Origin of the sequence: uncultured Caulobacter sp., assembly GCF_937900395.1 — a bacterium.
Taxonomy (GTDB): domain Bacteria; phylum Pseudomonadota; class Alphaproteobacteria; order Caulobacterales; family Caulobacteraceae; genus Caulobacter.
In genome coordinates, this window is sequence record NZ_CALCDX010000238.1 from 1 (window position 1) to 18,144 (window position 18,144).

21 protein-coding genes and 1 pseudogene are annotated in these 18,144 nt (G+C 68.3%); 11 read left to right on the top strand and 11 right to left on the bottom strand.

Annotated features, from left to right (window positions below; all coding sequences use genetic code 11):
- Positions 1 to 538 (bottom strand): extracellular solute-binding protein (locus Q0379_RS21360; RefSeq protein ID WP_299016511.1); only part of this gene is annotated, 538 nt, incomplete at its 3' end.
- Between the two features lie 60 nt (positions 539 to 598).
- On the opposite strand from Q0379_RS21360, the gene Q0379_RS21365 reads away from it, so the two are divergent.
- Both Q0379_RS21365 and Q0379_RS21370 read left to right on the top strand, forming a co-directional pair.
- Positions 599 to 883 (top strand): hypothetical protein, encoded by a 285-nt coding sequence (locus Q0379_RS21365; protein ID WP_299016513.1) that lies wholly within the window; start codon positions 599 to 601, stop codon positions 881 to 883.
- A pseudogene (locus Q0379_RS21370) lies at positions 877 to 1,458 on the top strand (heme exporter protein CcmB); the annotation flags it as partial. The gene Q0379_RS21365 and the pseudogene Q0379_RS21370, both read left to right, overlap by 7 nt.
- On the opposite strand, the gene Q0379_RS21375 reads toward Q0379_RS21370, so the two are convergent.
- Positions 1,455 to 2,348: a DMT family transporter gene (locus Q0379_RS21375; protein ID WP_299016515.1), complete on the bottom strand. Its 894-nt coding sequence runs from the start codon at positions 2,346 to 2,348 to the stop codon at positions 1,455 to 1,457. The pseudogene Q0379_RS21370 and the gene Q0379_RS21375 overlap by 4 nt on opposite strands.
- 231 nt (positions 2,349 to 2,579) lie before the next feature.
- Here Q0379_RS21375 and Q0379_RS21380 point away from each other — a divergent pair, with 231 nt between their 5' ends.
- The 5 genes from Q0379_RS21380 (at position 2,580) to Q0379_RS21400 (ending at position 5,081) form a co-directional block, all read left to right on the top strand.
- Positions 2,580 to 3,176: a Spy/CpxP family protein refolding chaperone gene (locus tag Q0379_RS21380; protein WP_299016517.1), complete on the top strand. Its 597-nt coding sequence runs from the start codon at positions 2,580 to 2,582 to the stop codon at positions 3,174 to 3,176.
- A gap of 119 nt (positions 3,177 to 3,295) precedes the next feature.
- Positions 3,296 to 4,039: a heme ABC transporter permease CcmC gene (gene ccmC, locus Q0379_RS21385; protein ID WP_299016519.1), complete on the top strand. Its 744-nt coding sequence runs from the start codon at positions 3,296 to 3,298 to the stop codon at positions 4,037 to 4,039.
- Positions 4,036 to 4,203 carry a heme exporter protein CcmD gene (gene ccmD / locus Q0379_RS21390; RefSeq protein ID WP_299016521.1) on the top strand — a complete coding sequence of 56 codons (168 nt, stop codon included), beginning with the start codon at positions 4,036 to 4,038 and terminating at the stop codon, positions 4,201 to 4,203. Before ccmC ends, ccmD begins: the two co-directional genes overlap by 4 nt.
- Positions 4,200 to 4,712, top strand: coding sequence for a DsbE family thiol:disulfide interchange protein (locus Q0379_RS21395; protein WP_299016523.1), 513 nt, complete (start codon positions 4,200 to 4,202; stop codon positions 4,710 to 4,712). Before ccmD ends, Q0379_RS21395 begins: the two co-directional genes overlap by 4 nt.
- Before the next feature lie 96 nt (positions 4,713 to 4,808).
- The gene (locus Q0379_RS21400) at positions 4,809 to 5,081 is read left to right on the top strand and encodes a hypothetical protein (RefSeq protein ID WP_299016525.1); all 273 of its coding nucleotides are present in this window, start codon (positions 4,809 to 4,811) and stop codon (positions 5,079 to 5,081) included.
- Positions 5,082 to 5,265: 184 nt separating this feature from the next.
- Here Q0379_RS21400 and Q0379_RS21405 read toward each other — a convergent pair whose 3' ends face one another.
- From Q0379_RS21405 to ftsY, 3 genes are all read right to left on the bottom strand, one after another.
- The gene (locus tag Q0379_RS21405; protein WP_299016527.1) at positions 5,266 to 5,826 is read right to left on the bottom strand and encodes a MarR family winged helix-turn-helix transcriptional regulator; all 561 of its coding nucleotides are present in this window, start codon (positions 5,824 to 5,826) and stop codon (positions 5,266 to 5,268) included.
- A gap of 108 nt (positions 5,827 to 5,934) precedes the next feature.
- The gene (locus Q0379_RS21410) at positions 5,935 to 6,546 is read right to left on the bottom strand and encodes an inner membrane-spanning protein YciB (protein ID WP_299016529.1); all 612 of its coding nucleotides are present in this window, start codon (positions 6,544 to 6,546) and stop codon (positions 5,935 to 5,937) included.
- A 3-nt stretch (positions 6,547 to 6,549) separates the two neighbouring features.
- Positions 6,550 to 7,491 carry a signal recognition particle-docking protein FtsY gene (ftsY, locus tag Q0379_RS21415; protein ID WP_299016531.1) on the bottom strand — a complete coding sequence of 314 codons (942 nt, stop codon included), beginning with the start codon at positions 7,489 to 7,491 and terminating at the stop codon, positions 6,550 to 6,552.
- Positions 7,492 to 7,583: 92 nt separating this feature from the next.
- Between ftsY and Q0379_RS21420 the strand changes: the two genes are divergently transcribed.
- Entirely contained in the window at positions 7,584 to 8,273 is a 690-nt protein-coding gene (locus Q0379_RS21420; protein WP_299016533.1) for a trimeric intracellular cation channel family protein, read from the top strand.
- A 63-nt stretch (positions 8,274 to 8,336) separates the two neighbouring features.
- Here the strand turns inward: Q0379_RS21420 and Q0379_RS21425 are convergent, their stop codons facing one another.
- The 4 genes from Q0379_RS21425 to dapF form a co-directional block, all read right to left on the bottom strand.
- Entirely contained in the window at positions 8,337 to 8,768 is a 432-nt protein-coding gene (locus Q0379_RS21425; RefSeq protein WP_299016535.1) for a GFA family protein, read from the bottom strand.
- Between the two features lie 5 nt (positions 8,769 to 8,773).
- Positions 8,774 to 9,667 (bottom strand): endonuclease/exonuclease/phosphatase family protein, encoded by an 894-nt coding sequence (locus tag Q0379_RS21430; RefSeq protein ID WP_299016537.1) that lies wholly within the window; start codon positions 9,665 to 9,667, stop codon positions 8,774 to 8,776.
- Positions 9,668 to 9,744: 77 nt separating this feature from the next.
- Complete coding sequence (gene mtaB / locus Q0379_RS21435) at positions 9,745 to 11,073, bottom strand: tRNA (N(6)-L-threonylcarbamoyladenosine(37)-C(2))-methylthiotransferase MtaB (protein ID WP_299016539.1); 1,329 nt, start codon at positions 11,071 to 11,073, stop codon at positions 9,745 to 9,747.
- 4 nt (positions 11,074 to 11,077) lie between these two features.
- Positions 11,078 to 11,932: a diaminopimelate epimerase gene (dapF, locus tag Q0379_RS21440; protein ID WP_299016541.1), complete on the bottom strand. Its 855-nt coding sequence runs from the start codon at positions 11,930 to 11,932 to the stop codon at positions 11,078 to 11,080.
- 31 nt (positions 11,933 to 11,963) lie between these two features.
- On the opposite strand from dapF, the gene Q0379_RS21445 reads away from it, so the two are divergent.
- From Q0379_RS21445 to Q0379_RS21455, 3 genes are all read left to right on the top strand, one after another.
- Positions 11,964 to 12,764 carry a potassium channel family protein gene (locus Q0379_RS21445; RefSeq protein WP_299016543.1) on the top strand — a complete coding sequence of 267 codons (801 nt, stop codon included), beginning with the start codon at positions 11,964 to 11,966 and terminating at the stop codon, positions 12,762 to 12,764.
- A 64-nt stretch (positions 12,765 to 12,828) separates the two neighbouring features.
- Complete coding sequence (locus tag Q0379_RS21450) at positions 12,829 to 14,988, top strand: prolyl oligopeptidase family protein (protein WP_299016545.1); 2,160 nt, start codon at positions 12,829 to 12,831, stop codon at positions 14,986 to 14,988.
- A complete protein-coding gene (locus tag Q0379_RS21455) occupies positions 14,989 to 17,130 on the top strand; it encodes a prolyl oligopeptidase family protein (protein WP_299016547.1) in 2,142 nt (713 codons plus the stop codon).
- Between the two features lie 9 nt (positions 17,131 to 17,139).
- Here Q0379_RS21455 and Q0379_RS21460 read toward each other — a convergent pair whose 3' ends face one another.
- On the bottom strand, positions 17,140 to 17,475 hold the full coding sequence (locus Q0379_RS21460) for a DUF2218 domain-containing protein (RefSeq protein ID WP_299016549.1): 336 nt from the start codon (positions 17,473 to 17,475) through the stop codon (positions 17,140 to 17,142).
- Between the two features lie 14 nt (positions 17,476 to 17,489).
- Complete coding sequence (locus tag Q0379_RS21465; protein ID WP_299016551.1) at positions 17,490 to 18,068, bottom strand: PadR family transcriptional regulator; 579 nt, start codon at positions 18,066 to 18,068, stop codon at positions 17,490 to 17,492.
- Positions 18,069 to 18,144 lie beyond the last annotated feature (76 nt).

Genomic DNA, 18,144 nt, shown 5'->3' on the forward strand with positions numbered 1-18,144 from the left:
CGGGAAGCTGGTAGAGCTTGCCGTCCGGGGCAGTGGTGAAGGACTTGCCGATGAAGTCATCGATGTCGAGGCCGGGGTTGGTGACGTCCTTGCCTTCATTGGCCATGAAGTCGGTCAGCGAACGGGCCTGCTGGTAGCGCCAGTGGGTGCCGATCAGGTCGGAGTCGTTGATGTAGGCATCGTAGACGTTCTCGCCCGACTGCATCTGCGTCTGCAGCTTCTCGATGACGTCCCCTTCGCCGATCAGATCGTGGGTGATCTTGATGCCGGTGATCGCGGTAAAGGCAGGCGCCAGAACCTTGGATTCGTATTCATGGGTGGTGATGGTTTCCGAGACCACCTTGATGTCCATACCGGCAAAGGGCTTGGCAGCGTCGATGAACCACTGCATTTCCTTTTCCTGGTCGGCGCGAGACAGCGCCGAAAGGTCGCCGACCTCCTTGTCCAGGAACTGTTTTGCCTCGTCCATGCCGGCGAAAGCCGTACCGGTCAATGCCAGCAGCATGGCTGCCGTCGTCGTCAAAAGATGCCGTCGCATGATTGTCCTCCCAAGGGTTTGCGATTGCAGTTTTCGTCGTCGTGGATGGCGAACAGGCCCATGCCGAGGCGCGAATGCACGACCCACCAGGTGATGGCGAGCGTCAGCAAGATCATCACGGCACTCGTCGTACTTGAGAAGTACCCGCTCGCGGACGCATCCGATCCCGGCCCGACGATCACGTTCTCGAAAGCCGATCACGATCTCTACGACCAGTACTACGTTCGTGGAGCGACGATCGCGGCAATGCCCACGGGCACACGGATGTCGCTGCACGATGCGCTGGCCATCGTGAAGCGCTTCCGCCTGTTCCTGCGCCAGCACTACCGTTTCGACAGCCTGTAGCCATGAAGCGCGGCCCGGTCACCCAACGGCTGCTGGCCTTGTTCGTCGCCGGCTGGGCGCTGTTCGACTTTCCGCTGCTCGGCCTGGCGCTCGCCGCCCTGCTCTCGCTCGAGCGCCTGTTCGAGCGCGACTACGAGGACGGGACGCTGGACCTGCTGGCGCTGGGCCCTGCGCCGCTGGAGGCCGTCGCCGTCGCCAAGTGCCTGGCCCAGTGGCTGGCGACGGGCGCGCCACTGGCCCTGGCCGCCCCCGTGGCCGCCCTGATGTTGGGCGCGGACCTGAAGGTCATGCCGCTGCTGGTGCTGTGCGCCCTGGTCGGCGGCCTGGCCTTCGCCTTCCTCGGCGGCCTGGGCGCGGCCCTGGCCCTGGGCAGCAAGCGCGGCGGTCTGCTGGTCGCCGTCATCGTCCTGCCGCTGTTCGCTCCGCCGGTGATCTTCGGCGCGGGGGCGCTGGACGGCTATTCGGCCGGCCTGCCCTGGACCGGCGGCCTGATGCTGATGCTGGCCTACTGCGCCGGGGCGGTGGCCCTCTCGCCCCTGGCCATGGGCGCCGCCTGCCGGAACGCCCTGGACTAGGGAGTCGGCGCCACCGTCGCCTGCAAGTCGCCGGGCGCGGCGTTCTTCTCGCCGAGCACCACGGCCAGGCTGCCGCCGATGATCAGCGCGCCGCCGGCCAAGAGCGGCAAGGTCAGGTGGTCGCCGAACAACAGCACGCCGCAGGCCGCGCCCATCAGCGGCTCGATGTTGATGAACACCCCGGCGCTGGCCGCCCCGACCCGCGCCGATCCAAACTGCCAGGCGGCGGTGGCGAGCAGGGTCGCCAGCACGCCCTGGGCGACGACGGCGGCCCAGACCGGCGCGCTCAGGTCCAGCCTCGGCGCGCCGTGCAGAACGAAGGCGATCGGCAGGATGGTGACGGCGGCGATGATGATCGACACGGCCGGAATGGCCATCGCGTTGGGCGCGGTCGGGGCTCGGCGTAGCACCAGCAGCCAAGCCAGGAACAGAAACAGCGCCGCGATCGACAGCGCCACGCCCCAAGGCGAGCTGGCTCCATCTGGCTTGCCCGCGATCAGCGCCGCGCCCAGGGTCGCGGCCGCCACGCCGGTCCAGGACAGCCGCGAGACCGTCTCACCCAGCACCCGGGCGCTGACGGCGATCAGGGCCGGCATCGCCCCGACCAGCAGCGCCGCGACGGTGACGCTGACATGGGCCAGCCCCTCGAACTGGACGAGGAACGCCACGCCGTAGATCACGCCCGAGGCCAGCACGACCGGCGAGCGGAACAGGGCGCGGACCTCGGGCTTGCGCAGGGCGAACGGCGCGGCGGCCAGGGCGGCGACGGCGAAGCGCAGCAGCACCATGTGAGACGCCTGGGTCTCGGTCAGGATCAGCTTGCCGGTCGGAAAGCCGAGCCCCCAGCAGACGCCGGCCAGGGCAAGAGCCAGAAACGCGATCGACTTCATGCGGACTCCGCGCGGAAAGAGGAAGGACCAGAGAGCGGGCTCCCGGGGCGACATCTAGCGTCGACGAGTCCTGGAAATGTCAGCGGTGATAGCCGAAGGTCGGGTCCGTCCGCAAATCGGGCGCCCTGCGGCATGCCGACAAGCCTGTAGAATTGTTCATCTATCCTGACATTTTCGCGCCACATCGCGATGGCCTAGCTTTTCGTCAGTTCAACGACAGGAGCTCACACCATGCGTAAAAGCCTTATCCGCCTGGCGCTCGCGGGCGCCGCCGTCACCGCCCTGGCCGCCGGCGCCGCTTCGGCGCAGATTCCCGCTCCGCCGCCGCCCCCGGCTCCTCCGGCCCCTCCGGCCCCGCCGCCGATGGACGCCATGATGGCCATGGGCCCCGGCATGATGATGATGCACCACGGCCGCGGCCTGGATCCGGCCAAGCGCGCCGAACACCTGCGCGATGTCCTGCAGCTGCGTCCCGAACAGGACGGTGCGCTGAAGGCCTATGTGGAGGCCACCTCGCCCAAGATCGTGGTCCGCAAGGACAATGACGACGACAAGCCGGGCGAGAAGATGGACCGCATGGTCGATCGCAAGCCGCCAACCACCCTGGAGCGCCTGGACCAGATGTCCAAGGTCGCGGAGGCCATGCAAAAGCGCGTCGCCGCCACCCGCGCCTTCTACACCGCCCTCTCGCCCAGCCAGCAGAAGGCCTTCGACGCCCTCGACCTGGAACGCGGCGGCGACCATGTCTTCATCCGCCGCTTCGAGACCCGCGGCCCGGCGCCGTTCAAAGGGTCGCGGACGACGGTGATCCAACGCAAGGTCGGCTGACCCCGGCCCTGCGTCCGGAGGGCGGCGCGCCTGCACGCGTCGCCCTTCTTCGCACCTTCTCCGGCTCCGTAGCGATACGGCCATTGCCCGCGCCGCCCGGTCGCTCTAGAGCGTGATCCATGGACGCGCGCCACACGTTCGATTTCCTGACCAACCCCGAGCGGTTCATGGCCTTCTCGCGATGGGCCGCCCCGCTGCTGGGCGTGCTCTCGACGATCGCGGCCGCCGTCGGCCTGGTGCTGACCTTCCTGGTTCCCGAGGACTATCAGCAGGGCGACACCGTACGGATGATGTTCATCCACATCCCGGCCGCCTCGCTGTCGCTGTTCATCTATCTGTGCCTGGGCGTCGCCAGCTTTCTGGCGCTGGTGTTCCGCCAGGCGCTGGCCGACCTCGCCGCTCAAGCCTGCGCCCCGATCGGCGCGGCCTATACGGCCCTGGCCCTGATTACCGGCTCGCTGTGGGGCAAGCCGATGTGGGGCGCCTGGTGGGTCTGGGACGCGCGTCTGACCTCGGTGCTGGTGCTGCTGTTGTTCTACCTCGGCTACATGGCCCTGCGCGGGGCGCTTGAGGACGAACAGAAGGCCGCCCGGGCCGCCGCCATCCTAGCCCTGGTCGGCCTGATCAACCTGCCGATCGTCAAGTTCTCGGTCGAGTGGTGGAACACCCTGCACCAGGGCTCCTCGACCTTCATGGCCGCCAAGGGCGACGGCCTGCCGGCGATCTACGCCTGGCCGGCCGTGCTGATGGGCCTGGCCTATCTGGGCGCGTTCGGCGCCCTGTGGCTGGTGCGGATCCGCGCCCTGGTCTGGCGGCGCAAGGCCCGCAGCCTGTCGCTGAAGCTGGCGGAGAGCGCGCGATGAGCTTCGATTTCGACGCGGGCAAGTACGCCCCCTACCTGTGGCCGGCCTTCGCGATCTCGGCCCTCGCCTTCGCCTGGATGATCACGAGCAGCCTGCTGATGGCCCGCCGCTGGCGGCGCGAGGCCGAGCGCCTGCAGGCCGAGCTGGAGACGTCCAAATCGTGAAGCGCTGGCTGGCCTTCGTCCCGCTGCTGATCCTGCTGGCCCTGGCGGGTCTGTTCGCGGGCTATGCGCTCAAGCGCGACCCCCGCGTCCAGCCCCAGGCTCTGGTCGGCAAGCCGGCGCCGGCCCTGTCGCTGCCCGAGCTGACCAGCGGGACGCCGACGGCGATCCGCACGCCCGGCGAGGGTCCGATCCTCGTCAACTTCTTCGCCTCCTGGTGCGCCCCCTGCGAGGTCGAGCACCCACAGCTGATGGCCCTGAAGGCCCAGGGCGTGAGGGTGGTCGGCATCGCCTACAAGGACGCCCCGGCCAACACCCAGGCCTTCCTGACCCGCCTCGGCGATCCGTTCGCCCTGAAGCTGGTCGATCGCGATGGCCGCGCGGGGCTGGAGTTCGGCGTCACCGGCGTGCCCGAGACCTATCTGGTCGGGTCGGACGGCGTCATCATCGCCAAGCATACCGGCCCGCTGACGCCCGACGCGGCCGAGGACCTGCTCAAGAAGGCCAAGTAGTCTCTAAGGGTGCGCGGACAGGTCGCGGCCCCGGCGCGTTAACTTTGCGTTGACCATACTCGCGCAGCTTTCGTTAACCATGCTAGACTTCGAGTCATGAGCAACGTCCGTCCCGCCGGCTGGCCCGTCGTTCCGTCGCAGACCCCGTCGGTCCCCGCCAAGACCGGCGCCTCGACGCGCGCGGCCTTCTTCCAGGCCGCCCTGACCGACGCCGCCCCGACGCGTCCGGCGACCGCGCCCTCGACGGTGCAGCTGCAGACCCAGGCTCAGCCCCAGCAACGGGCGGCGCCGCAGAAGCCGTTCGTCCAGCCCGACGCCCAGCCGACGAAGATCCTGCGGCCGGGGTCGTTGCTGAATATTTTGGTCTGATTTCGAGGCTCGAAGCCAAGATCCGACCGCCTTCCTAGGCCTTGTGCCTAGGACCCAGCGTTCCGCCTGTGCTCGGGTTGGTAAGCGCACGCCGGATCGTCAGCGCACAACCGCCTTATCCTCGCCAACCTGAACCATGGGTCCTCGCCACGAGGGCGAGGAAGGCGGCGGAAAGACTGCAGCCTTAGGCCGCCTTCTTCGCGGCCTTGTCCTTCTTCACCTTCTTGTCCTTCTTCGGCTTGTCGGCCTTTTCGGCCTTGGCCTTCTTGGACTTCGGCGCGGCCTCTTCCGGATGCAGGTCGGCGCCGGCGATGTCGGCCAGCAGGTCGAGGAAACCTTCGCGCTTGCTGGGCTTGAGCAGCGCGAGAATGCGGGCGTCGGCCATTGCCACCATCGGGCGGACGGCCTCGAGCGCTTCGCGGCCGGCGGCGGTCAGGCGCACGCTGTTGGCGCGGGCGTCCTCGCTGGAGCGCTGGCGTTCCAGGTGGCCCTTGGTGATCATCCGGGCGACCATGTCGGCCAGGGTCGAGCGGTCGATGCCGGTGGCGCGGACCAGCGCCGTTTGGGTGACGCCCTCGTTCTCGGCCACGGCGGCCAGGACGGCGAACTGGCGCTGGGTCACCCCGGCCTCGCCGCATTCCTCGGCATAGATGTCGAGCGCCAGTTGCAGGACCCGGTGGAGAAGATGGCTGGGCGAACGCTCCAGCAGGCCGCCGACCGTTTTCTCGCCCTTGCTCTTGGCCATCTCTCGCGCCCCCACATCGCACGGTCCCTCGACCGACGACTGAACGCTAGCATCGTAACACGTCGATTTGACGACAACGGTCCGTGGACGGCTGAAAGCGACGCGGGGCTAGAAGCCCGCGTCCGGAGGTTCGGCCGCCGCGGGCTCGTCGCCCTTGGCCATGTGCTTCATCATGAAGGGGATCTGGGTCGCCACGAACACCAGGGCCAGCGGCAAGAGACCCAGGCGGAACTTCACCCAGGTGTCCGTACCCTGAGTATTGCGGACCACCTCGTTCAGCACCGCGACGAGCGCGAAATAGCCGCCGTAGCGCAGGGTCAGGGTCCGCCACGCCGCGTCGGGCAGGTGCAGGGCCTCGCCCATCAGCAGCTTCAGCGGCTGGCGGCCCATCAGGGTCCCGCCCAGCAGGAAGGCGGCCAGGGCCAGGTTGATCACCGTGACCTTGATCTTCACGAAGATGTCGGAGTGGAAGACGAGGCCCAAGGTCCCGAACACAAGGGCCATGCCGCCGAAGAACAGCGGCAGCAGGGCCAGGCGCCGCTCGACCGCGTAGCCGATCGCGAGAGCCGCTGCCGAGGCGGCCACCAGCACCCAGGTCGCCTTCTGAAAGTCCTTGGTGACGAAATAGGCGACGCCGAACGCGATAGCCGCGCCGTAGTCGACGACCGTCCGCACCCAGCCGGCGTTCTTCTTGGGAGCCTCAACCGGCGCTTCGCTCACGGATCAGTCCTTCAGGCCGACGAGCGAGCGCGAGAAGGCCCGGGCGTCGAACGGTTGCAGGTCCTCGACCCCCTCGCCCACCCCGATCAGCTTGATCGGGCTGTCGGAGGCGCGGGCCACCGGCACCAGCACCCCGCCGCGCGCGGTGCCGTCCAGCTTGGTCATGACAATCCCGGAGACGCCGACCTGGTTGCCGAAGATCTTCTCCTGGGCCAGGGCGTTGCGTCCGACGGTGGCGTCCAGCACCAGCAGGGTCTCGTGCGGATAGTCGGGATCGACCTTCTTCACGACACGGATGACCTTGAGCAGCTCGTCCATCAGGCCCTGCTTGTTCTGCAGGCGGCCGGCGGTGTCGATCAGCACGACGTCATAGTGCTCGGCCTTGGCGCGCTCGACGGCCTCGAAGGCCAGGCCAGCGGCGTCGGCGCCGGTGGGCTTGGACATGAAGTCGGCCCCGGCCCGGTCGGCCCAGACCTTCAGCTGCTCGACGGCGGCGGCGCGGAAGGTGTCGCCGGCGGCGATCAGCACGCGCGCGCCCTTCTCGGTCAGGTCGGCGGCGATCTTGCCCAGGGTCGTGGTCTTGCCCGAACCGTTGACGCCGATGAACAGCACCACATAGGGGCGCGGGCCGTGCAGCGGGTCGAAGCTGCCCTGGCGGTCGGCCAGCTCGGCGGCGATCAGCTCGGCCAGGGCCTCCTTGACCTCGTCGTCGGTCGACGACTTGCCGAAGCGCGCCTTGCCGAAGGCCTCGGTGATGCGGGCGGCGATCTCGGGGCCGAGATCGGCCTCGATTAGCATTTCTTCCAAGGCGTCCAGCTGTTCCTGGTCCAGGGGCTTCTTGGTGAAGACCCCGGTGACCTGCTCGGTCATCGCCTGCGACGTCCGGGTCAGGCCGGACGTCAGGCGTTGGAACCAGCCTTTTTTCTGCTCGGGCTTGTCGCTCATCCGCGCCCCTTTAGCCGACCCGGCGAAAGTGTAAATCGGGATTTAACTGGACGCGGTTAGCGCGGACCGCCCAAGCGTGCGATGGAAAGGGCATGGACGTGCAACTTGACCCTTTGGGAACGGCGCTTTTCTGGCTCGACTACGCCGCGGCGGCCGTTTTTGGGGCAACCGGCGCCCTCGCGGCGGCCCGGCGCAAGCACGACATCATCACCTTCGGATTCTTCGCCGCGATCACCGGGGTCGGCGGCGGGACCCTGCGCGACCTGCTGATCGGCGCGCCGGTGTTCTGGGTGCAGAGACCGGGCTATATCGTGGCGTGTCTGGCGGCAGCCACCGTGGTCTGGCTGCTGGGAAAGCGCGGCTGGCGCTTCCGGGCCCTGCTCTGGCTCGACGCGCTCGGCATGGCCGCCTACGCCGTGGTCGGCACGGCCAAGGCCCTGGGCCTGGGGGTGCATCCGTTCAGCGCGGTGGTCATGGGCGTTTTGACCACCGCCTTCGGCGGCGTCATCCGCGACGTGCTGGCCGAAGAGCCGAACCTGCTGCTTCGCCGCGAGATCTACATCACCGCCGCCCTGCTGGGCGCGACCGTATTCGCGGCGCTGCAGCTGGCCGGCGTGGCCTTCTGGCCGGCGGGAATCGCGGGCTTCGCCGCCGCCTTCGGCTTGCGGGCCTGCGCGATCAAGTTCGGCTGGAGCCTGCCGGGGTTCATGGGGGAAGGATCTCCCTCTCCCCCTGCGGGAGAGGGTGGCCCGCGCAGCGGGTCGGGTGAGGGGTCGCGCTGACCGGCCCTTTATCGACCCCTCATCCGGCCCTTCGGGCCACCTTCTCCCGCAAGGGGAGAAGGATCATATGTCGTGATCCGGATGCTGCCTCGACACCACCGCCCCCGTCGGCCCCATCGGCGGCCGGACCGGCATGTCGGCGAGGTGGTCCATCCAGGTCGGCCGGCCCTCGACGGCCAGCTGCACGACCGGCGCAACCGCCGAGGGATCGTCGAAAGCAAACACCGCCAGGTCGATCTTGTCGGCGCTCCATTCGAAGGTCAGCGGCGTGCCGCAGGCGGCGCAGAAGCCTCGCTGGATCGTGTCCGAGCTTTGGAAGGTCGCCCGCTGGCTGCGCGTCCAGGTCAGGTTGGCGACGTTGACCGTCACCAGGGCCCCGAACGGCCCGCCGAACGCCTTCTGGCACATGCGGCACCAGCAGATCGACGCGCGCTGAGGCTCGCCCTCGACCCGGAACCGCACCGCGCCGCACTGGCAGCCGCCGCTCAAGCCCATGATCCCTACCCCTTCGGCGTCAGCCGAAACGTCACCTTGTAGCCGTCGTGGTCGGACAGCACCGGCTCGGACGCGCCGTCGAACGTCGCCTCGACCGCAACGGGCGTCACGGTGACCTGTTCACCATCCAGGAAGCCGATCAGGTCCTGAGTGTCCAGCCACGGCGCGTCGCCGTCATAGGAAATCTGGGTGTCGCAGGCGCCCGGACGGTGGTGGCACCACCGGCTGACCACCTCGAACGGATAGTCGGCCATCACGTGGTTGAAGCGCTCGGGCGAGTGCATGACGTTGAAATCGCCGCCGACGATCAACGGCGCGCCCGGCGTGCGGTCCTCCCGCATGAAGCCTTTCAGCTCGTCGGCCTGCAGACGATGAGCCTGGGTCGCCCGGCGACGGGGCACGCCCGAGGCGCCCTTGGAATTGAGATGGGTGTCGGCCACTTCGACCGGGGTCGGCAGGCCGGGGACGTCCAGGCTGACCAGCATGACGCCCTTGTTGGCCAGGCAGTCGAGGCCCGCGCAGTAGCGGTAGGCGTGCGACTTGACCCAGTTGATCGGATGGTCGCTCAGCACCCAGAGGCCGCTGGAGCCCCACTTGCCCAGCCCCTCGCCCTTGTGACGATATTTGACGCGCCGGAAGTCGGTCTTCTGACCATCCAGCATGTTGGGGTCGCGCTGGCCCTTGTTCGGACCTCGGGCGACATAGGGGTAGCCGCTCTCGTCGATCAGGTCCCAAACCTCGGAGCGGAAGCCTTCCTGAAGCAGGACCACGTCGGGCTGACGACCGGCCGCGCGCATCGCCGCCAACTCGCGGCCGATCGCCTTCAGGGCCTGGCCGCGCCCCTTGCGGACCGGCCAGGGCAGGCCCTCCACATTGTAGGTCATGACGCTGAACGTCACGGGTTTGGGCGTCTCCGCGCGAGCCGGCGCCGCCGTCAGGACGGCCAGAAGCAGGGCGGCGGCCAGCGCTCGCCAGATCAGGAGACGCGCTCCCCGATCACTCTGGCGCCGTCGTGACCCGTGACCTTGAAGGCCACGATCCGACCGGCCGGCGCCTCGCCCTCGAAGCGGATCTCGGTGAAGTCCTCGGCCCGCGCCAGGCCGTCGCGCTCGACCAGGCCCGACAGCACGCGCCCGACTTGGCGCTGGAGATGGCGTTCGAGACCCCGCTGGCCCGCCTCGCGCAGGCGACGGGCGCGGTCCTTGATCACCGGCCCCTTCACCGGCGGCATCCGCGCGGCCGGGGTGCCGGGGCGCGGGCTGTAGGGGAAGACGTGCAGGAAGGCCAGATCCGCCTCCTCGACGAGGCGCAGGGTGTTCTCGAACGCCTCGTCGCTCTCCGTCGGGAAGCCGGCGATCAGGTCGGCGCCGAAGGCGGTGTCCGGGCGCACGCGGCGCACCTCTGCGACCAGCTTTAGGGCGTCCTCGCGGCTGTGGCGGCGCTTCATGCGCTTCAGGATCATGTTGTCGCCGGCCTGCAGCGACAGGTGCAAGTACGGCATCAGGCGCGGCTCGGTCTCGAGCAGCGCGAAGAGGTCCGGATCGATCTCGGCGGCGTCGATCGACGAGAGTCGAAGCCTGGGCAGGTCCGGGACCATGCGCAGGATGCGGCCGACCAGCTGGCCCAGGGTCGGCTGCTCGGGCAGGTCAGCCCCCCACGAGGTGACGTCGACCCCGGTCAGCACGACTTCCTGGTAGCCCTCGGCGGCCAGCTTGCGGACCTGCTCGACGACCTCGGCGGCCGGCGCCGAGCGCGAGTTTCCGCGGCCGTAGGGAATGATGCAGAAGGTGCAGCGGTGGTCGCAGCCGTTCTGGACCTCGACATAGGCCCGGGCGCGGTCCTTCAGCCCGTCGATCAGGTGACCGGCGGTCTCCTTGACCGACATGATGTCGTTGACCCGCACGCGGCCCGTTTCCAGCAGCGCCCCGGGCGCGGCCTTCTCGGCGTTGCCGAGCACGAGGTCGACCTCGGGCATGGCGGCGAAGGCGGCAGGATCGACCTGGGCGGCGCAGCCGGTGACGATGACCCGCGCGCCGGGCCGCTCGCGGCGGGCCTTGCGGATCGCCTGGCGAGCCTGGCGCACGGCCTCGTTGGTGACGGCGCAGGTGTTGAACACCACCGCGTCGGTGACGCCGTCGGCGGCGGCGCGGGCGCGGATGGCCTCGCTCTCATAGGCGTTCAGGCGGCAGCCGAACGTCACGACCTGGACGCCGTCCGGGCCGGAGGAAACGACGGCGGGACCGCCCTCCTCCCCGATCTCTGGCTTGGGCTTGGGCGTCGCCTTGATGACGGTGTAGGTCGCCATGGCTTTAAGCGGCGACCGCCTCGGGCAGCTTGCCGGCGAAGTCCATGCTGACCGGGCCGGTCATGATCACGTGGCCGTCGCTCTCGCGCCATTCGATCGTGAGCGCCCCGCTCTCGAACTCGACCTTGGCCTTGCGGTCGGTCAGGCCGCGACGCACGGCGGCGACCTGGGCGGCGCAGGCGCCGGTGCCGCAGGCGGCGGTCAGGCCCGCGCCCCGCTCCCAGACCTTCAACCGGATGTGGTCGCGACTTTCGACATAGGCGAAGCCGACATTGACGCCTTCCGGGAACAGCGGGTGGTGTTCAACCAGGCTGCCGGTCTTGGTCGCGAACTCATCGGAGACCGGCGCATCGACGAAGAAGACGACGTGCGGATTGCCCATCGAGACGCAGACCGGCGTGTGGACCCACGGGGCGTCGATCGGGCCGACCTGCAGCTCGACACGGGCGGTGTCCATTTCCTCGGCCAGCGGGATCTGGCTCCATTCGAGGCGCGGCGGACCCATGTCGACCGTGACCAGCTTCTCGCCGGCCGCGACGCCCGACAGGCGCCCGGCGACCGTGTCGAAGGCGACCTCGGTCTTGCCGGCCGACTGCATCAGCAGCCAGGCCACGCAGCGGGTGCCGTTGCCACAGGCGCCGGTCTCCTCGCCGTCGGAATTCCAGAAGCGAACATAGGCCGACGCGCCCTCGGCCTTGGGCGGGTCGATGGCGATGACCTGGTCGCAGCCGATCCCACCGTCGCCGCGTTTGGCGATCGCGCGGATCTCCTCGGGCGTCGGTTCGAAGCTCTGGGTCAGGGTCTGGACCACGACGAAGTCGTTGCCCAGGCCGTTCATCTTCAGGAAGGTGCGGCTCATGGCCGGGCTATATAGTGGAAAGCCAAGCAAAATGCACCGCGACGATCAGCGTCAGGACAAGCACGAGCTTCGCCTGCGCGCCCGACTGCGGGCGCTCTACCATGGCGCGTCGCCGACGGCGGTCCGGTTTCGCTATGCGATCATCCTGATCGACATCGCGATCATCGCCTTCTTCATCGCCGCGCCGCTGATGCAGCGGCATGGCGTGACATTCTATCTGATCGACTACGGGATCGCGACGTTCCTGGCGCTGGACCTGGCCGCGCGCGCCGTGGCGCACGGGGACATCAAGGCGTGGCTGAGAAAGCCGATCGTCTGGCTGGACCTGCTGATCCTGGCGACCCTGCTGTTTCCCGCCTGGCTGTTCAACTTCGGGTTCCTGCGCGTGTTGCGGCTGTGGACCCTGATCCACAGCGAGTTCTTCTGGCGCACGGTCGGGCGGCGTTATGACGACACCCGGGTCGAGGACGTGACCCGCGCGGCCAGCTCGCTGGTCACCTTCGTCTTCGTGGTGACGGGCTTTGTCTATACGAGCTTCGCGGGCCGGCACGAAGGCATCGGCGGCTATGTCGACGCCCTCTACTTCACCGTCACCAGCCTGACGACCACCGGCTATGGCGACGTCACCTTGCCGGGGGTTTGGGGCAAGCTGCTGTCGATCGCGGTGATGCTGGGCGGGGTTTCGCTGTTCATCGGCCTGATCCAGTCGATCCTGCGGCCGCACAAGGTCGTCCATCCTTGCCACGTCTGCGGCCTGCGCCGACACGATCCAGACGCCGTCCACTGCAAGGCTTGCGGCGTTCTGCTGAATATTCCCGACGAAGGACTGTGAGCTTCCCTTTCTGGGGACCGCCAAGCTCTGGCGCTGGACAAAATTTCCGATACCGTCCCCCGCCATGACCCTGTCCCGCACCTGCTCCGCCGCGGCCCTGGCCGCCGTGCTTGCCGCCCTCGCCGCCGGCGCCGCCGCTCAGGAGGCCGATCCCCACCTGGCCCTGGAGGCCGTCGAGAGCCCCGAGTCCCTGGCCTGGGTGAAGGTTCAGAACGACAGGACGCTTCCGCTGCTGTCGGCCGATCCGCGCTTCGCCGGCCTGCAGGCCGACGCGCTGAAGATCCTGGCCAGCAAGGACCGGATCGCCATGCCGAACTTCGTCGGCAAGACGGTCTTCAACTTCTGGCAGGACCAGACCCACGTGCGCGGCGTCTGGCGGCGGACGAGCCTGGAGTCCTACACGTCGGCCAATCCGCAGTGGGAAACGGTGATCGATCTGGACGCCCTGGCCGCGGCCGAGGGCAAGAACTGGATCTGGAAAGGCGCCGACTGCCGGCCCAAGACCCACGACCGGTGCCTGGTAAACCTGTCCAACGGCGGCAAGGACGCCGTCACGGTCCGCGAGTTCGACCTGACGACCAAGGCCTTCGTCGATCCGGCGTCGGGCGGCTTCGTCCTGCCCGAGAGCAAGCAGACGATCGAGTGGCTGGACGCCGACACCCTGATCCTGACCCGCGACTGGGGTCCGGGCACGACCACCGACAGCGGCTACGGCTTCGTGATCAAGACGCTGAAGCGCGGCCAGGCCCTGGACCAGGCGGTCGAGGTCTATCGCGGCCAGAAGTCGGACGTCTCGGCGCGCCCCAACGTGCTGCGCGACGCCGCCGGCAATCGGGTGGTGCTGCTGACCCGCGCCACGGACTTCTTCCACGACGAGACCTACCTCTGGGACGGCCAGACCGCCAAACTTCTGCCGATCCCGCAAAAGGTCGGCGTGCGCGGCCTTCTCGACGGCAAGCTGATCCTGAAGATCGAGGAGGCTTGGGCGCCCAAGACCGTGGCGACCCCGCTGACCTATCCCGCCGGTTCGCTGGTCGCTGTGTCACCCGACAAGCTCTTGCCGGCGGACCGCAAGGCCGGCGACGCAATTGCGATCAGCAACGACTGCGATCCCTGCCAGCTGCTGGCGCCCGGTCCGCGCCAGTCGATCGACCAGGTGGCCGTGACCGACCACCGCGTGCTGGCCGTCGTCTATGACAATGTGCGGGGCAGCCTGGTCAGCCTGAGGCTGCGCGGCGAGTTCGGGGTCACGTCCCAGCCCTTGCCGGTGATCGACAACGCCGCCGTCTCGCTGGGCTCGCACTCCGACGAGGGCGACGACGTCTTCTATACGGTGGAGGGCTTCCTGACGCCCACCCAGCTCAAGCTGGCCGACGCCACGGGGACCACCGCCCAGACCGTCAAGGCCCTGCCCGCCCTGTTCGACGCCAAGGACCTGGTCGTCGAGCAGAAGTCGGCGACCTCGAAGGACGGGACGAAGATCCCCTACTTCCTGGTCCACCGGAAGGACTGGAAGCTGAACGGCCAGAACCCGACCTTGCTGCACGCCTATGGCGGCTTCAACCTGTCCAAGCTGCCGGTCTACGACCCGCTGGTCGGCAAGCTGTGGCTGGAGCGCGGCGGCGCCTACGCCGTGGCCAACATCCGGGGCGGCGGCGAGTTCGGCCCGGCCTGGCACGAGGCGGCGCTGAAGGCCAACCGCCAGCGCGCCTATGACGACTATTTCGCCGTGGCCGAGACGCTGATCGCCGACAAGGCGACATCGCCCCGGCATCTCGGCGCCTATGGCCGCTCGAACGGGGGCCTCTTGATGGGCGTGGCCCTGACCGAGCGCCCAGATCTGTGGAACGCGGTGGTGGTCGAGAGCCCGCTGCTGGACATGATCCGCTACACCCAGCTGCCGGCCGGCGCGTCGTGGATCGGCGAATATGGCGACCCCGACATCCCGGCCGAACGCGCCTGGATCGAGAAATACAGCCCCTATCAGAACCTGAAGGCGGGCGTGAAATACCCGCTGGCCTACATCACCACCTCGACCAAGGACGACCGCGTCCATCCAGGCCACGCCCGCAAGTTCGCCGCGCGCCTGGACGACCTGAAGGTCGACCACCTCTATTTCGAGAACACCGACGGCGGCCACGCCAACGGCGCCGATCCCAAGGCCAACGCCCGCCGCTGGGCCCTGCACTACACCTATCTGTCGCGTCAGCTGATGGATCACTAGATGAAGCGTCTTCTCCTCGCCCTCTTCGCATCCACGAGTCTGATGACCCTGACCCCCGCGATCGCCGCCGACGGCGCCAAGCCCGCCGAAGCCCGCACGCCGCTGTCCGAGCTGGGCAAGGATGATCCGTATCTGTGGATGGAGGAGATCGAGGGGACCCGCGCTCTGGACTGGGCCAAGGCCCAGAACACCCGCAGCCTGGGCGTGCTGCAGGGCGACGCCCGCTACGCCGACCTTGAGGCCAAGGCCCTGGCGATCCTGAACGCCAAGGATCGGGTGCCGGGCGTGTCGTTCGCGGGCGACGGCAGCTTGCGCAACTTCTGGCAGGACGCCGACCACGTGCGCGGCCTGTGGCGCAAGACGACTCTGGAGAGCTACCGCACGGCGGAACCCGCCTGGGAAACGATCCTCGACATCGACGCCCTGTCCAAGGCCGAGAACGCCAACTGGGTGTTCAAGGGCGCCGGCTGCCTGCCGCCGGACGAGACGCGGTGCCTGATCACCCTGTCCAATGGCGGCAAGGACGCGGTGACGGTCCGCGAGTTCGACACCACGACCAAGACCTTCGTCGACGGCGGCTTCGTCCTGCCCGAAGGCAAGCAGAACTATGCGTGGCTGGACAAGGACACCCTGCTGGTCGGCCGGGAATGGACGCCGGGCGAGCTGACCGACTCCGGCTACGCCTACGTCCTGAAGACGCTGAAGCGCGGCCAGGCCCTGGACCAGGCGGTCGAGGTCTATCGCGGCCAGAAGACCGACGTCTCGGTCAGCCCGTTCGTGCTGCGCGACGCCGACGGCAAGGTCGTCGCGGTCCTGGCCCATCGGGGCGTGACCTTCTTTGAAAGCGAGGTCTATCTGCTGGACGGCGCCAAGCCCGTGAAGCTGGACCTGCCGCTGAAAAGCTCGATTCAGGGCTATGTCGACGGGCAGATGATCGTGCTGATGGAGCAGGACTGGCCGGCCAAGGGCTTCAAGACCGGCGACCTGATCAGCTTCGACCTGGCGAAACTGAAGGCCGCGCCGGACAAGGCGACCGCCACGCTCGTGATGCGTCCGACCGCCCGCCAGTCGGTGGAGTCGGTGGCGACGACCCACAACAAGCTGGTCGTTGGCCTGCTGGACAACGTCAAGGGCGCGGCCCTGGTGTTCAGCCACGGCGCCAAGGGTTGGACGTCGCAGAAGCTGGACCTGCCGGCCAATTCCAGCATCGGCCTGGGCTCGACGTCGGAAAAGGACGACCGGATCTTCTTCACCGTCACCGGCTACCTGACCCCGACCACCTACTGGCTGGCCGACGCGGCTACGGGCAAGCTGGAGCAGGTCAAGGCCTCGCCCGCCCGCTTTGACGCCTCGACCCACGTCGTCGAGCAGTTCGAGGCGACCTCGTCCGACGGGGTGAAGATCCCCTACTTCGTCGTGCGTCCGAAGGGCGTGAAGTACGACGGGTCGGCCCCGACCCTGCTCTACGCCTATGGCGGCTTCCAGGTGCCCATGACCCCCGGCTATTCGGGCGTGATGGGCAAGCTGTGGCTGGAGCGCGGCGGGACCTATGTGGTCGCCAACATCCGCGGCGGCGGCGAGTTCGGCCCCGCCTGGCACGAGGCGGGCCTGAAGGCCAACCGCCAGAAGGTCTATGACGACTTCTTCGCCGTCTCCCAGGACCTGATCGCCCGCAAGATCACCTCGCCCCGGCGCCTGGGGATCATGGGCGGCAGCAACGGCGGCCTCCTAATGGGCGTCGCCTTGACCCAGCGGCCCGAGCTCTACAACGCCGTCGTCGTGCAGGTGCCGCTGTTCGACATGATCCGCTACAGCCAGATCGGGGCCGGGGCCTCATGGGTGGGCGAGTATGGCGACCCGGCCATCCCGTCCGAGCGGGCGGTGATCGCCAAGTACGACCCCTATTCGAACCTGAAGGCCGGCAAGACCTATCCCGAGGTCTTCATCGAGACCTCGACCAAGGACGACCGGGTCCACCCCGCCCACGCCCGCAAGGCGGCGGCGCGGATGATGGAGCTGGGCTATCCGGTGCTCTATTATGAGAACATCGACGGCGGCCACGCCGCCAGCGCCAACCTGGCCGAGACGGCTCGGCGGCAGGCGCTGGAGTACGTGTATCTGACGCGTCGGCTGATGGACTGATCCAGCAGATCAGTGGACGGCGTTGATCCGGATCGCCGCCGGATCAACGCCGCCGGCGAACCAGGCGCGGGTCCAGCCGTATTTCAACTCGCCTTCGCGGAAGGCGAAGCGGTCGAGGTGCTTGGCCACAACATCCTCGAGGCGGGTAAGGCCTTCCAGGTCGGCGGCCTCGAGCGTGATGTCGAGACCGTCGGCGTGGGCGGTCATGTGGCAGGTTCCCAGCGGCAGCGGAAACAGGGCCGAGGTCTCGTCATAGACGACCTCGAACTTGTGGCTCCAGTGCTTGGCCAACTGGGTCATGTAGCGGGCCGCCTTGTCGGTGGCGACGCGGGCGTGGCTTTGCATGCGCGCGTCTCCCCTCAGATCGACTCGATGGCGGTCGCGGCGTCGTCCAGCGCCTTGGCCACCGCGGCGATCTGCTCGGCCGTCAGCTGGCCGCCGTGCAGCTTGAGCCGCAGGGCCGTCTTCAGGTTCTCGCGGGCTCGCAGGATCTGCGGCGAGAACGCCGCGCTGGCGGACGCCGCCTCGGCCATGCGCTCGAACAGCGAGCGTACCGGGGCGTCGTTGCTGGCGAGAAAAGCCTCGCCCTCGGCGGTGATCGTATAGAGCTTCTTGCCGCCGCCCGCGTCGCTGGCGGTGACGTAGCCCAGCTCCTCCAGCAGGGTCAGGGTCGGATAGACTACGCCCGGGCTGGGGCTATAGGCGCCGCCAGCCGCGGCCTCGATGGCCTTGATCAGCTCGTAGCCGTGGCTGGGCTTGTCGGCGATCAGCTTGAGGACCACGAAGCGCAGGTCGCCGTGGTCGAAGAACCGCCCCATGCGCCCGCCGCGGCCGCGGCCCGGATGACCGCCGTGGAAACCGAAGGGATGACGGCCGTGGTGCTCGTCGCCATGGCCGTCCCAGCGGCCCCGGTGGTGGTGATGATGTCGTCCAAACATGTCTTTCGACTCCGTTTCGTTATATCGGATTTACAGATATATCGGAATCGTTCGTGGTCAAGAGCTATTTCCGATA

Coding starts and splice junctions, on each gene's coding strand:
- Q0379_RS21365 (WP_299016513.1), top strand. CDS start 599: ATGCCGAGGCGCGAATGCACGACCCACCAGGTGATGGCGAGCGTCAGC.
- Q0379_RS21375 (WP_299016515.1), bottom strand. CDS start 2,348: ATGAAGTCGATCGCGTTTCTGGCTCTTGCCCTGGCCGGCGTCTGCTGG.
- Q0379_RS21380 (WP_299016517.1), top strand. CDS start 2,580: ATGCGTAAAAGCCTTATCCGCCTGGCGCTCGCGGGCGCCGCCGTCACC.
- ccmC (WP_299016519.1), top strand. CDS start 3,296: ATGGACGCGCGCCACACGTTCGATTTCCTGACCAACCCCGAGCGGTTC.
- ccmD (WP_299016521.1), top strand. CDS start 4,036: ATGAGCTTCGATTTCGACGCGGGCAAGTACGCCCCCTACCTGTGGCCG.
- Q0379_RS21400 (WP_299016525.1), top strand. CDS start 4,809: ATGAGCAACGTCCGTCCCGCCGGCTGGCCCGTCGTTCCGTCGCAGACC.
- Q0379_RS21405 (WP_299016527.1), bottom strand. CDS start 5,826: ATGGCCAAGAGCAAGGGCGAGAAAACGGTCGGCGGCCTGCTGGAGCGT.
- ftsY (WP_299016531.1), bottom strand. CDS start 7,491: ATGAGCGACAAGCCCGAGCAGAAAAAAGGCTGGTTCCAACGCCTGACG.
- Q0379_RS21420 (WP_299016533.1), top strand. CDS start 7,584: ATGGACGTGCAACTTGACCCTTTGGGAACGGCGCTTTTCTGGCTCGAC.
- Q0379_RS21425 (WP_299016535.1), bottom strand. CDS start 8,768: ATGGGCTTGAGCGGCGGCTGCCAGTGCGGCGCGGTGCGGTTCCGGGTC.
- mtaB (WP_299016539.1), bottom strand. CDS start 11,073: ATGGCGACCTACACCGTCATCAAGGCGACGCCCAAGCCCAAGCCAGAG.
- dapF (WP_299016541.1), bottom strand. CDS start 11,932: ATGAGCCGCACCTTCCTGAAGATGAACGGCCTGGGCAACGACTTCGTC.
- Q0379_RS21445 (WP_299016543.1), top strand. CDS start 11,964: ATGCACCGCGACGATCAGCGTCAGGACAAGCACGAGCTTCGCCTGCGC.
- Q0379_RS21450 (WP_299016545.1), top strand. CDS start 12,829: ATGACCCTGTCCCGCACCTGCTCCGCCGCGGCCCTGGCCGCCGTGCTT.
- Q0379_RS21455 (WP_299016547.1), top strand. CDS start 14,989: ATGAAGCGTCTTCTCCTCGCCCTCTTCGCATCCACGAGTCTGATGACC.
- Q0379_RS21460 (WP_299016549.1), bottom strand. CDS start 17,475: ATGCAAAGCCACGCCCGCGTCGCCACCGACAAGGCGGCCCGCTACATG.
- Q0379_RS21465 (WP_299016551.1), bottom strand. CDS start 18,068: ATGTTTGGACGACATCATCACCACCACCGGGGCCGCTGGGACGGCCAT.